Source organism: Pseudoalteromonas sp. P1-16-1b (genome assembly GCF_001401785.1).
In the GTDB taxonomy this organism is placed as follows: domain Bacteria; phylum Pseudomonadota; class Gammaproteobacteria; order Enterobacterales; family Alteromonadaceae; genus Pseudoalteromonas; species Pseudoalteromonas undina.
The window spans coordinates 1-14012 of record NZ_LKGQ01000007.1; the positions used below are offsets into that span (position 1 = coordinate 1).

Sequence of the window (14012 nt, forward strand, 5' to 3'; positions counted from 1 at the left end):
AGTGGTGGAGGGAGCTGGATTCGAACCAGCGAAGGCTGAGCCGTCAGATTTACAGTCTGATCCCTTTGGCCGCTCGGGAACCCCTCCACGATAATTCTTTATACTAAGCACTTCCGGTAAAAGGAAAGTGGTGCCGACTAACCGAGTCGAACGGTTGACCTACTGATTACAAGTCAGTTGCTCTACCAGCTGAGCTAAGTCGGCACTGCTTTAGTACGGGGCGAGATTCTAGAGTAAGGTTTATTGGGATGCAACCAAAAAATTAAAAAAAATGTGATTTTATGCTTCAAACGCTCACTATTCGCGCAAAAAGCGGTTTTTTTGTTGTTTTTAACTCTTTTTAGCTAACTCATACCAGTAATTTAAGCCTTTCATCACTAGCATTGGGTCGAAAATACTGTCTGAAAAATACCCTTGTAATAGCTGACCATAACCACCAGCAAAAATTAAAAGGCTATTTTTTGTATTTAAATGCAGCTTTGCTTGTTCAATTGCGCCAATAGTTGCCACTAAAGCACCATTTTTTAATCCGTTAGGAGTGTTTTTGCCAAGCTCATTAGCAAATGGCGTGTTTTCATCATCAAATACGCGCTGAGTATTTTGAGTGAGTGAGGCAGTCATTAAATCAAGCCCTGGTAATATCCAACCACCTAAGTGCTGTCCATCATTATTAAGGACGTCTATAGTCGTCGCCGTGCCAGCATCAACAACAATTGCGGCCGTATTAGGGTAAAGCGTATAACCACTAATGAGCGCCAACCATCTATCTATACCCAAATTACCCACTTGTTGATACGCGCAATGCAACGTACCGAGCTCATGACTAACCGTAGCCTCAAAGCAATCGATATTTTGTGCTTGGGCTTTTTCTAATAGCTGCTTGAGTAATTCACTACGACCCACACAAGCGTAAACAACAACCGTAATTTGCAGCCATGGAATATTATTAGTATCGCATGGCTGTATTTGCCCATCTTGCCACAATACAGCTTTGAGCGAGGTATTACCTACATCAATGAGTAATCTCATGCTTGCGCCTTTCTTAATGAAATCTCACCGCCATAATAACTTTTCACTTCACCGTCTTGGCGAATACGTACACCACCGTGCGCATCTATACCTTCACAAATGCCACACCAGCTACGATGCCCGGTATTAAGCTCTACCTGCTGACCAGCAAATGCATTTAATGCATTCCATTGTTGATACATAGTTTGTAAGCCATTCTCACGATATTGCGCTAAGCGTTGCTCTAAACAATAAGTTAATGAAGCTACTAGTTGATTTTTATCTAGCTGCTGGGTGTGCTGACTTAAATCGGTCCACGCTTGGTCAATGTACTGACTGGCACTTTGTGGCATATTTAAATTAATACCAATCCCTATTACCAACTTACATGGCCCTTGTGGCTGCCCATCTAATTCTACCAAGACACCTGCGAGTTTTTGTTTGTTTATATAAATGTCGTTTGGCCATTTAAGCTCTACTTCAATACCATAAAGTGCTTTTATCGCATCATACACCGCTAAACCAACAGCAATTGATACGCCCATCGCGGCTTGTAAGCCATCGTCTAAGCGCCAAAAATAACTGTAGTATAAGTTTGCACCAAAGGGTGATTGCCATACTCGGCCTCGACGCCCCCGCCCTGCTTGCTGCATTTCGGCTACAATCACGGTGCCCGATTCGAGCGCTGCTTTAGCTTGAATACGGCGCATTAACTCGCTGTTGGTTGAATCAATTAGTGGTTGCACTTCAATATTCGCGATATTAGCGCCTAACTCAGTATAGTGCTGCTGTATACTTTGCTGATTAAGTAAACCTACTTGGTTATTTAAGCAATAGCCTTTACCCGTAACTTTAAATACATCTAAGCCCATAGCCTGTAAGCTTTGAATATGCTTACTTACCGCCGCGCGACTTATTCCTAATTCATCACCTAGTGCTTGCCCAGAGACAAACCCACCTTCATTCAGTGCATTTAAAATAGCCAGCTTGTTTCCATCAGGTGCTTTCATACTGATTGCTCCAAAGAGATATGGCATTCGTTGTGTTGATCAATTAACCGCACTTCGTGTTCTAAGCTTATGTTATAGCGCGCTAAAACAGTGTTTTGAATATGGGTGATCATGCTGATCAAATCATCCCCTGTACTGTGACCATGGTTAACGAGCACCAAAGCTTGTTGTTGATGCACTTCTATACCTGCAATTTTATATCCCTTTAATCCCGCTTGCTCTATTAACCACCCTGCAGCCACTTTATGGTGACCGGCACCATGCGGGTAATGAGGTACCTCAGGATACGCCGTAATTAACTGCGCTAATTCACTATTGGTGATAATAGGGTTCTTAAAAAAACTGCCCGCATTAGCCAGCTTATAGGGATTTGGAAGTTTGCTGTTACGCGTTTGTATCACTTGTGCGCATACTTGTTGTGGCGTCGGGTTTTTTAGTTGTTGTAGCGGCCCATAACTGAGTACTGGCTGCCATATTCTGGACAACTTAAAGTGCACTTGGGTGATCACTGCTTTATTTTTTAGCGCGTGTTTAAATACCGATTCACGATAAGCAAAGTGACATTGCTGATTAGTTAAAGATTTAAAGCTACCGCTATCAATATCAAAATAGTCAACAGCTTCAATAAACTGAGCTATTTCTACGCCATAGGCACCAATATTTTGTACTGGTGCAGCGCCGACTGTACCAGGGATGAGGGCTAAGTTTTCAAACCCCGCGATACCTTGCTCCAGCAAGTAAGTCACTAATTGATGCCAATTTTCACCGGCAGCTACACTAACTAAAAAGTCATGCGAGCGCTCAGTTATAGTAATGCCTTGGGTTGCCATTTTAATGACCGTGCCTGCATAGTCATTTAAAAAAATAGTATTACTGCCCTCACCCAACAAACAAAAAGGGACTTTAAAGCACTGACTTTTAAGCTGCGCTGAGTCGGTAATCTCGACAAAATTTTGGCATTGGCTACTTAATGCAAATGTATGTAGGGGTTGTAATGAGTGCGGCACAAAGCCCTCTAAAGGTAGCAGTAATTAATCGCTCTAGTTTAACTCATCGTCGCAAATTGCGCATCAGCTTGTAAAAATTGTTCAACCCACTGCAGCAATCATGATATAAAACCTGCACTTTTTTTATTTGTACTCAAGGTAATTATGAAAATCAAACCTCTTTTTTTAAGCCTCGCTATGGCAGGTATGTGCTCGCAAGCAATGGCCAGCGCTATTGATCAAAATTCCTACGCCAACCTTGATGATGTTATCACCACGCATTTAAACCTTGATTTAGACATCGACTTTGCTGATAAGCAATTGGAAGGTTTTGTTGAGCATACGCTACAGTGGCAAAATGCCAACAGTAAAAAGCTAGTACTTGATACCCGTGATCTTGATATTGATAAAGTGATGTATCAAACGGCAAATGGCAATTGGCATAAAGCTAGTTTTAACCTTGCTAACCGCGATGATGTTAAAGGCTCAAAATTAACTATTACCTTTAAAAATCAAGCACAAAAAGTTCGTATTTACTATAACAGCCGCCCAGAAGCGTCTGGCTTACAGTGGCTAACGCCAGAGCAAACTGCCAGTAAAACTCACCCGTTTATGTATAGCCAATCACAAGCGATTCATGCACGTAGTTGGATCCCAGTGCAAGACACCCCTGCAATGCGCGTAACTTATAATGCGCGCATTCATACCCCTGAGGATATTCGTGCAGTAATGAGTGCTGATAATAAAGATGCTCTTTATAAAGATGGTGATTACCACTTCACTATGCCACAAGCAATTTCACCTTACTTAATTGCAATTGGTGCAGGTAACTTAGAATTTAAGGCCATGTCTAAGCAAACTGGTATTTTTGCAGAGCCAACTATTTTAGACGCCTCGGTTGCTGAATTTAATGACACCCAAGCGATGATCGACAAAACCAATGCCATGTACGGCGACTATGCATGGGGTCGTTATGATTTACTTATGCTACCACCTAGCTTTCCGTTTGGTGGTATGGAAAACCCACGCTTATCATTTATTACGCCTACGGTTGTTGCCGGCGATAAAAGCTTAGTTAATCTGATTGCGCATGAACTTGCACATTCTTGGTCTGGCAACTTAGTGACGAACGCTACATGGGAAGATTTATGGTTAAACGAAGGTTTTACCTCTTACGTTGAAAACCGCATTATGGAAGAGGTATTTGGGCGTGACCGTGCTGTTATGGAACAAGCACTTGATGCAGCTGGCCTACGTGCGCAACTTAAAACCATTGATGCCCCAGATACACGCCTTAATTTAAAACTAAATGGCCGCGATCCGGATGATGCGTTTAGCTCAGTGCCTTACACAAAAGGTCAGCTATTTTTAATTTACCTAGAAGAAAAATATGGCCGTGATAAGTTTGATGATTTTGTTAAGACCTACTTTAATGAGTTTGCATTTAAATCGCTAACCACTGCGCAATTTGTTACTTACATCAAAGCTAACTTAATTGAAAAGTATCCAGGCGTAGTGACCATGGATAAAGTAAACGAGTGGATTTTTCAGCCAGGTTTACCAAGTGATGCACCTAACCCAACCTCTGACGCGTTCGATAAAGTCGATACTGCAACAGCGAGCTGGTTAAAAGGGGATACAACTGCCGCACAATTACCCACTGCAAATTGGACTGTGCATGAGTGGCTACACTTTTTAAACAACTTACCGCGCGATTTAAGCATTGAAAAAATGACTGAATTAGACGGCGAGTTTAACTTAACCCAATCAACCAACGCAGAACGTGCGTTTGCATGGTACATGCTAGCAGTAGGTAATGGTTACCAACCAATTTACCCTGCGCTTGATAAGCATTTATCGGGTATTGGTCGTCGTAAGCTTATCGTGCCGCTTTATAAAGCGCTTATTACCAATGGTAAAAAAGATTGGGCACAAAGCGTATACTTAAAAGCACGTCCGGGTTATCACCCACTGGCACAAGGTACCATTGACGCATTATTTAAATAGCGTTATCAATAAATTAAAAAGGGCCAACTTGGCCCTTTTTTAATGCTTAATTATTTTGTTACTTTATCTAAAAAAGCCTGCCTTTCAGCGAGCGTTGCTTGTTGCCACCAAAAGTCGAGCATATTGGCAGCGCTTGGCATGCCCTTACCATTAATTGGCGCAATCGGTTTAATTGGGCGGCTTGGTTTTTGTGGGCCGGCAGGGGTTTCTGAGGCCTGCTGATTAAACTGTGAACTTTGTAGTTGTCGTTCAGCTATCACATTTAATGGCTCAGCTAAGGTACTGCCTTTTGCTTTTAAGCTTACTTGCGGTGCCTCAGCAAATACTTTCGCTGCCACCGCATTTTCAGCACGATTAAATACTAAGGTGTAATCTTTACCTGCTTCAACAGTTACATTGACCCAAAAAGGCTCTGACTCAATCACTTCGTGATCGTCATAACCTAAATCATATAAATCTGTGTATTTAAGCTTTAACTGATAAGTACCCGGTGCTAATTCAACATCATCAACACGACTAAAAATCGAACTTTCAATGACTCGTTCACCCACTTGTAAAGGAACAAACTCCTCGGGAAAGTGAATGTTTTCTGCCAAACTAGATGCACTCACCAAGAGCGCCGCTAAACTGCCTAATAATATTGATTTACGCATAATTACTCCTTTAGTTGATTTCAGTTTGACACTGCTGGCAAAATTTGTCATTAGTGACATACATATTAATCGAACAAATTAGAGTCATCATTATGAGTCAAGAGACTATTTTTACTAAAATTATTAATCGTGAAATTCCTGCTGACATTATTTACGAAGACGACCTAGCACTTGCATTTAAAGATATTAACCCTCAAGCACCCTTTCATGCGTTGATTATTCCTAAACAAGCCATTGCCACGATTAATGATGTCACTGAGGAAAACTCACATCTTGTTGGTCATCTATATGTGGTAGCGGCTAAGCTTGCCAAACAACTTAATTTTAGCGATGACGGCTACCGCGTGGTGATGAACTGCAATGAACACGGTGGACAAACCGTTTACCATATTCATTTGCATATGCTGGCGGGAAAAGAAATGGGCTGGCCTCCGTATCAAAACACTAAAAAAGTTGCCCTTTAGTCACCCATTAAATCCTGTATCTTAAAAAATACATTAAAAATACGGCGTTTTTCTTATATACCAAAAAAACAATTACTTATTTGCAACATTTTATGTTTAAATAATTGGAAATCGCACCTTTTCTCCAGTGAAATTGTTATTCCCTAATACAAAAGGTGTGCAGGGATCGTGGTAAGATTAATTAGCCAGCTTTATAAAAGAGTAAAAAAACATGAGCAGTTCAGCCTTTTTGTTGTTAGACGAAGAACCAATTAACACTATTGGTATTAACGTTTTAGAGCCTTTGTTAAAAACACAGGGCCTTGACGTAACTACGGGTACAAATATTTTAGATGTTCCGGTAGGTACTCGCTTATTGTTCATTGAAACATCAAGTAAAGACGCGTGGACTAAGCTAAAAGAACAACTCGTTAATTTGCGTATCAAATGCGATATTGTGTTGTTTAATTTAGATGAAAACCCAGAGCTCGCTAACCGTGCATTACTCAGTGGTATTCGCGGTGTATTTTACACCACCGATAATGCTGATGTACTCATGAAAGGGATTCGTTTACTACTTGAAGATCAGCTTTGGTATCGTCGTGATATTATGTGTAATGCGCTTAACCGCATGCTGCAATTTAATAAAGACGCACTACACAAGCTAACCGATGGTGATATTGAGCCAATCAAACTCACTAAACGTGAAAAAGCAATTATCTCGTTAATGAGTAATGGTTCTAAAAATAAAGAAATTGCTGAAGAGTTAAGCATTAGCCCGCACACGGTTAAGACTCATTTATACAGTGCATTTAGAAAAACTAAATGTCGTAACCGTATTGAACTACTCTCTTGGGCACAACAAAATATTCCTGACGAGATTCGTTAAGGCTTATTTTAATAAATTCAATACAGGCACTTTAGGTGCCTGTTTTTATATCTTCTTTAAAAATCGCTGTTGGGGTCTTAATGCTCGACTCATTTACGCTTTATTTTGCCAGTATCGCTGTTATGACAGTGATGACGTTACTAAATTTTTTAACTTGGCGTACCAACAAGCATGTTCCCGGCACGTTACTTTATATTTCCTACCCTTTACTACTATTAGCCGCCATTGTGGGCTTTGCGCTCATAGGTAAAATCCCTGAAAAGCTTGCCATTACCTTTGCTAATAGCATGATGTTTTTAGCATCCATTGTGCACTGCTTATCGCTGAGTCAGTTTTTAAATTATCGTGGTCGTGGTTTTAAATTTGTTTGCCTATTTACCGCTGCCAGCGCTTTATTGCTTGTTTACTTCACTTTTTTTCAGCCATCTATGCGCTCACGGGTTTATATTTCTGACTTTCAACATATTGTAGAAGCCGCTTTTTTACTATTTGTTTTTTTTAAATATGCGCGAAAACCTTATCCTAATGCCAGTATTGTTTACATTATTATTTTAACTTTGGTTGCAGCCAGCTTTATCACTCGAACTATTTTTATGGATCGCGTTGCACAACAAGATGCAATATTAAACCCATGGTTTGACTCACTATTATTTTTGAACAGTGTGATTGCCCCTATGTTTTATGCAGCCGGTATGGCGCTATTGTGTAATGAACGCAGAGAATTAAGGCTTAATAAACTTACCGAAAAAGCACACAAAGACTTAGAGATTCGCGGGCTCTTTTTATCAACTATAAGCCATGAAATACGCACCCCATTAAACGGCATTTTAGGCAGCGCACAACTGGTGTTAAACCAAACTAGCGACAGCCGCAATAAAGCTTATTGCGAAGCCATTATCAACTCAGCTGAGTCACTCAACTTACTAGTAGATAAAGTGCTGGAATACGCAAGCTTAGATCAGCATGACGAAGCCTTGTACGAAGAAGACATAGAGTTCAAAACTTGGCTACAAAACTTATGCCTGCTGTTAAGTCCTCTGGCCGAACAAAAACAGCTTAAATTTGAGCTTGCCTGTAACATCCCTGATAAAGCCTGTTATTACTGCGACCAACAAAAGCTCAGACAAATCATTATTAATCTTGTTGGTAATGCGATTAAATTTACCGACACCGGCACAGTAAAAGTACAGATTGATTTAATTAATGAAACTCAGCTCGATCATACTCTTAAAGTAAGTGTACTCGATTCGGGCCCGGGTATTGAAAAAGATGAAATTGATTACTTAACTGAGCCCTACATTCAAAGCAGCGCCGGTAAGGAAAAAGGCGGAACGGGGCTTGGTCTGGCTATAACTAGTCGCCTTCTCGATAAAATAAATAGCCAACTAGAAATCACCAGTGAGCTGGGAGTGGGTAGCGTATTTAGCTTTAACATGACACTAGCCATAGGTGAACTTAGCCTTGTAGAGCAGCGCCATCAAAGTAAGGATTATTTAACCGGACTTGATGTGTTACTTGTTGAAGATTTAGATTTAAACCAAAAAATAGCTGTTGAATTTATGGCTGACGACGAGCATAAAATTAAGCTCGCTAAAGATGGCAAAAGTGCGATTGAGTTGATGAAAAAATATCACTTTGATGTGGTGTTACTTGATATGAACTTACCCGACTTAACAGGGCAGCAAGTGCTAAAAACACTCAAACGAGTGGAGCATAAAAATCAGCGAACTCCGGTGCTGGCCTTTACCGCCAGTTTGAGCCCTGATGAAATAAAAGAATACTTAGCACTGGGTATTAAAGACATTGTTGGCAAGCCATTAAAGCAAGAAAAACTACGTCAAGCTTTGAGTGATTCACAGTCAACACAAACCACTAGCATTGCCGTCGAGCTGGTTGATACGTTATACGATGAAACTGCCACAGAAACCCTAACAAGCTCTTTTAGTATTGATGAAGTATCTTCTATTTATAATGAGTTTATCCTATCTGCGCGTAACAAACTGAGCCGTTGCCAAGCTTTATTAGAGCAAGACCCCGAGCAATGCATTAAGTTATTACATCGCCAAGCCAGCACCGCAATGCAACTTGGCTTTAATAGCTATGGACTGGCTCTTAAAAAAATTGAGCGACGCCTGCTAGATAAAAAACCATTAAATAACTCGTTAAATGAAGCCAGCACACTGTGGCAACACAGTTTAGAGGCGTATTTAAAGTATGTACGCCAAGGGCTAGGGTAATACGGCCACCAGCTACCAAGTTTCACGACAGTAACAAATGATCAAGCATATTTACTATTTATACTGTTATTTTCTACCGTATATATCGTCAAATCGCTCTATATCGCTTTCATCTAAAATGGCACCCGTTTGAACTTCAATAACAACTAAGGGTTCGGACTGATTATTCGCTAAGCTGTGCAGTTGTTTTGCACCAATATAACAAGATTGGTCATGGGTCAGCGTTAAGCTTTGCTGGTCAATACATATATCTGCAGTACCTGAGACAACCACCCAATGCTCGGCACGGTGCTGGTGACGCTGGGTTGAGAGCCTAGCCCCACTTTTTACGGTGATTTTTTTAACCTTAAAGCCGATACTTTCTACTAGCGTACGATAATTTCCCCAAGGGCGGTAAACCACCTGATGATGCGCCAGTTTGTCATTTTGCGTAATTGCCAATTGCTTAAGTATTAAAGGCAAGCCTTCAAGCGAATCTTGCTTTGCAACCAAGGTAGCATCATGAGTATGAACAATCGCTAAATCGCTCACACCTAAAGTAGCAATTGTGTGTCCATCTTCACTAATAACTAGGTTATTAATACTGTTTTGTGCAATATGTTGCTGATTTTGACTATTGCCCTGCGAATCCTTTTTACTCAGCGCAGCCAGTGCTGAAAAACTGCCGACATCGCTCCACTTTAACGCCACTGGCATTACCACTACATTATTGCTGCGCTCTAAAATAGCGTAGTCAATTGAGTCACTTGGGCAAGCTTCAAGTGCATGGGCATTTGCTCTGGTAAACGCTAAGTCTTTTTTAAAATCAGTAGCATTAGCAACACTTTTAGCTATTTTGGGGGCAAAGCGTTCCAGTTCTTTTAGATATGCCGCAGGAGTAAATAAAAACATACCACTATTCCAACTATAACCGCCCTCAGCTAAATAGGTTAATGCAGTTGCTAAATCAGGCTTTTCCTTGAACTGGTCAACTTCAAAGCAACAGGTACCTTCGATTGCTGCGCCCTGTTTTATATACCCATAACCTGTGTGTGGCTCTGTTGGCGTAATTGAAAATGTAACTAATTTACCTTGCTCAGCAAGTTTAATCGCATCAGATAACTGAGCCGTTAATCCGGTAAAATCTGCAATATGATGATCGGCAGGCATCACCAACAATGGGCCCGTGATATTATTTTTTAAGGCATAGTGCGCGGCAAGGGCAATAGCTGGTGCGGTATTTTTACCTTCTGGCTCAAGTACTATGGCATGGGGTTTTGCAAATGCAGCCTGCTCCGCGGCAATAAATCGATGCTGCTCATTACAGACCAAAATAGCGGGATTAAAGTCCTCAGTTGCAACCCGTAATAACGTACTTTGTAATAATGACTGCTGGTTATTATCATCCAGCAAAGATAAAAACTGCTTTGGCATTGCTTGGCGCGATAGCGGCCAAAGCCGTGTGCCAATGCCGCCTGCTAAAACTACCGGTGTAATAAGGGTTGTATTCATAAAGCCGCCAATAAAAATATCAGCGGCTATTTTAGCACTTTATTGGCTAGGCGCTAATTTATACCAATGTAAAAGCATCTGCATCTAAATGTGCCGGGAATTTAGCTCTAAACTCATTGAGCGGCGCTTTATTTAACGTGATTGTTAATAGTGCTTGCTGGTCGTCATGCGCTTTAATCAGTGGCTCACCTTTAAAGTCATACACTGCGGTTCCACCGCTGTGGTCAATACCATTACCATCTTCGCCAACCCGATTTACGCCAATCACGTAGCATAGGTTTTCCATTGCTCGCGCCATTAATAAGGTATCCCACACACTACGCCTTGCAGCTGGCCAGTTGGCAATATTTATCATCACGTCGTAGTCATTGTTATTGCGCTGAAACACCGGAAAACGTAAATCGTAGCAAACTTGTGGTAAAATTTTAAACCCTTTGAGTTCAAACACTTCACGGGTTTGTCCTGCTACTACAAATTCGCCCTCGTTACCCAAACAAAATAAGTGGCGCTTATCGTAATAACGTACCTCACCACTTGGTTGTACCCAATAAAACCGGTTGGCCTTTTTGTCTCCTTGGATTACCAATACTGAGCCAGCAATCACTGCATTATGTTTTTTAGCTTGTGTTTTAAGCCAACTAAGCACTGAGCCATTTTCAGGTTCGCCACAATCAAGGTTAACCGCAAATCCAGTGGCAAAGGTTTCGGGCAATACAATTAAATCAGGTTGATTGGTGATATTAGCAAGCTGTTTTTCAAACATAGCTAAGTTAGCATCTTTATCAAGCCAGTGTAGCGAACTTTGTAGTAATACTAACGTTAAATTTAACATGGTGATAGAAGACCTTTATTGCATATATTGATAACAACTAATTATAGTTTACATACAGTAAACAAAAATACCCTAATAACAAACAACATCTGTTATCATTCCATGGTGATAAAAGTGTAAATAATTAAAGGATTAGGCATGAGGTTAGCTCGTTTTCTCACTAAAGGAAATATTGTCGTAATTGGTGAGTGGCAACTTAACATTGATCTTCAAACTATTAGCGACGGCGATAATAGCAGAGAGTTAGAGCCTTTATTATTCAAATTATTATGCTATTTTATTGAGCATAATGGGCGGATAATTCCTCGTCAAGAACTCGCTGAAAAGATTTGGCTACAAAGCTATGTAGATGATAATGCGATAAATCGAGCTATTTCAGAGTTAAGAAAAGCTCTCAAATCAGCAAAACAGCCAGGCCAAAGCATTAAAACCCATTACCGTACTGGCTACAGCTTATTCATTCCGATAACAATGCCAGAAGCGTCTCCAATAATAGCTTCTACAGAATCTGTTGAAACTATTCAAAACGTAGTCTCGGTTCAAAAAAGCACTACTACCTCTAATAATACCTATTTCACAATTGAGCGCTCGCGAAAGCTCATTCTACCTTTACTTAGTTTTATTTTATTACTTGGAGCATTCGTGGCTGTTACAATGACATCCACCGATCAAAAACAAAAAAAACAGCAAACACATTCAGCGCCAACGCCTAAAGAGCTAAAGCTCTCTGCACAAACAATATCTTGGCACAAAGGTACGCATTACAATCTCAAACTGTCCCCACATAAAGATAAGCTTGCTTTTTTAGTTGATAGTATGGACAAGAATACTAAAACCACACTTTACATAATTAATTTAGAAACGGGAAAAGAGCTATTGATCGACTCAGGCTACCTTGTGGTTAATGGCTGGTCTCATGACAGTGAAAGACTATTTTATACCCAATGTAAAAACTCTACCAAGGCAGAATGTGAGATAATTCAAGCAAGCGATTTATTGAGTGCGCAGCCCAAACTTCAACATCTAGATAACCCACTTTTAGATTCAAATTTAAAATATATATATGATTACACTGAAATAGACAACACAGCCATATTTTCACGTAATAATTATCGTAATATTGCTCATTTAACAGCCTTGTATTCATTAGATTTAGATACTAAAGAAGAAATTCGAATTACCAACCCCAATATTAATGGTACCGGAGATTTATTATTAGCCGTCATACCAAATCCAAACCGAATTATATATGAGCGCCATCAAATTACCCACTCTGAAATATATATGTCTAACTTAGATGGTAGCTCTCCTATGAAGCTCTTCGATCAGCCATATAGAACATGGGTTATAACTTATGATAGAAAAAATAATGAACTACTATGGTATAACCGCCATAAAAGCTCGATAGAATCATATTCTTTAGATGAAATGCAGATGTTGCCAGCTATACATGCCCCCATAGCAAGATCTAACTACGCTTTTTCACTAAGCAAAAATAGTATTTTAAGTAGTACAGATCTGCATGATCATGATTTATTAATTTTGGATTTAGATAAAAATACTCAAGCAGAAATTGCTAATTCAGCTAAAAATGAAGCGAATGGCTTCAAATTAGAAAAGCAAAAAACTTACTTTCAAGTAAAAAACTTTCATGGGGTTAGCCATTGGCTAAAACATAATAGTCAATACAAAGACATTACCTCTATTATTGGTAAAAATAATAAGGTAATGGATGCTGATTTAAGCCAGAGTGCATTACTGACATACAATAAAGAAAAATTATTACTAACACTTTTAAACACAAATGACTTTTCAGTCATCGAGCAATGGCCAGCTAGAGGAAGTGTAATAACTGCAAAAATTAACGGCCAATACATCGCCCTATTAAGCACAGACAAGCAGATGAATAGCACATTGAATATTTACGACCGTCAACAATCTACATGGGATAAAGTTGATATCTTAACGCCATTTTCATTTGACTGGATCAATAGCACTGAACTCATTGCAAACAATAAAACCCAGCAACTCATCCAATATGACGTGGTAAGCCACCAATTTAAAAAGCTATCTCTATCGAAAGAGCTACAAAAAATAAAACAATCATTACAGCAACTCAACTACGATAGCGGATTTTTATACTTTACTACCGAAACTGATATTTACAGAGCACCTCTCGATAAGCTTACAAAGGTTGAAACTGTATTTAGCCTCTCGAATAAAGGAATGAGCTTTATACTTGGTAGTAACATTCAAGATAACACTCTTCATCTCTCAGTTTTAAGAGCACGAAATAAAAACTACATTGAGCTTTATACTGACGTCACAAAAAATACGCATGCAACCGAACGGCCTGTGTCTTTTTTTAGTCTCTAATTTAAAGTGCTTAGCATTCTGCCATTGCCTATATAAATAATGGCAGAACACAAGCAACCTCTTCATACCTTGAACTTGCT

11 protein-coding genes and 2 tRNA genes are annotated in these 14012 nt (G+C 39.9%); 5 read left to right on the top strand and 8 right to left on the bottom strand.

Translation table 11 applies throughout. The features are described 5' to 3' along the window. Positions 1-2 precede the first annotated feature (2 nt). The 5 genes from AN392_RS07085 to murB all read right to left on the bottom strand — a co-directional run bounded on the left by AN392_RS07085 (position 3) and on the right by murB (position 3025). Positions 3-87 (bottom strand) — tRNA-Tyr (locus AN392_RS07085). A gap of 41 nt (positions 88-128) precedes the next feature. Continuing rightward, positions 129-204: transfer RNA gene (locus tag AN392_RS07090), tRNA-Thr, on the bottom strand. 126 nt (positions 205-330) lie between these two features. Beyond that, positions 331-1029, bottom strand: a complete 699-nt coding sequence (locus AN392_RS07095) for a type III pantothenate kinase (RefSeq protein WP_010392297.1) — start codon at positions 1027-1029, stop codon at positions 331-333. Then, on the bottom strand, positions 1026-2018 hold the full coding sequence (gene birA / locus AN392_RS07100) for a bifunctional biotin--[acetyl-CoA-carboxylase] ligase/biotin operon repressor BirA (RefSeq protein ID WP_054202671.1): 993 nt from the start codon (positions 2016-2018) through the stop codon (positions 1026-1028). The genes AN392_RS07095 and birA overlap by 4 nt, the downstream gene beginning before the upstream one ends. Further along, on the bottom strand, positions 2015-3025 hold the full coding sequence (murB, locus tag AN392_RS07105) for a UDP-N-acetylmuramate dehydrogenase (RefSeq protein ID WP_055012297.1): 1011 nt from the start codon (positions 3023-3025) through the stop codon (positions 2015-2017). Before murB ends, birA begins: the two co-directional genes overlap by 4 nt. A gap of 144 nt (positions 3026-3169) precedes the next feature. On the opposite strand from murB, the gene AN392_RS07110 reads away from it, so the two are divergent. Continuing rightward, entirely contained in the window at positions 3170-5011 is a 1842-nt protein-coding gene (locus tag AN392_RS07110) for a M1 family metallopeptidase (protein WP_055012298.1), read from the top strand. A 50-nt stretch (positions 5012-5061) separates the two neighbouring features. On the opposite strand, the gene AN392_RS07115 is transcribed toward AN392_RS07110, so the two are convergent. Then, a complete protein-coding gene (locus AN392_RS07115) occupies positions 5062-5664 on the bottom strand; it encodes a DUF2057 domain-containing protein (protein ID WP_055012299.1) in 603 nt (200 codons plus the stop codon). A 92-nt stretch (positions 5665-5756) separates the two neighbouring features. Here AN392_RS07115 and AN392_RS07120 point away from each other — a divergent pair, with 92 nt between their 5' ends. The 3 genes from AN392_RS07120 (at position 5757) to AN392_RS07130 (ending at position 9233) form a co-directional block, all read left to right on the top strand. Beyond that, positions 5757-6128 carry a histidine triad nucleotide-binding protein gene (locus AN392_RS07120; protein ID WP_010392287.1) on the top strand — a complete coding sequence of 124 codons (372 nt, stop codon included), beginning with the start codon at positions 5757-5759 and terminating at the stop codon, positions 6126-6128. 211 nt (positions 6129-6339) lie between these two features. Next, on the top strand, positions 6340-6996 hold the full coding sequence (locus tag AN392_RS07125; protein ID WP_008108518.1) for a response regulator transcription factor: 657 nt from the start codon (positions 6340-6342) through the stop codon (positions 6994-6996). Between the two features lie 80 nt (positions 6997-7076). Then, a complete protein-coding gene (locus AN392_RS07130; protein ID WP_055012300.1) occupies positions 7077-9233 on the top strand; it encodes a response regulator in 2157 nt (718 codons plus the stop codon). A 66-nt stretch (positions 9234-9299) separates the two neighbouring features. On the opposite strand, the gene AN392_RS07135 is transcribed toward AN392_RS07130, so the two are convergent. Further along, positions 9300-10724, bottom strand: coding sequence for a mannose-1-phosphate guanylyltransferase/mannose-6-phosphate isomerase (locus AN392_RS07135; RefSeq protein WP_055012301.1), 1425 nt, complete (start codon positions 10722-10724; stop codon positions 9300-9302). A 58-nt stretch (positions 10725-10782) separates the two neighbouring features. Continuing rightward, on the bottom strand, positions 10783-11556 hold the full coding sequence (locus AN392_RS07140) for an amidohydrolase (protein ID WP_055012302.1): 774 nt from the start codon (positions 11554-11556) through the stop codon (positions 10783-10785). Between the two features lie 138 nt (positions 11557-11694). Between AN392_RS07140 and AN392_RS07145 the strand changes: the two genes are divergently transcribed. Then, a complete protein-coding gene (locus AN392_RS07145; RefSeq protein WP_055012303.1) occupies positions 11695-13932 on the top strand; it encodes a winged helix-turn-helix domain-containing protein in 2238 nt (745 codons plus the stop codon). The last annotated feature ends 80 nt before the right edge of the window (positions 13933-14012 follow it).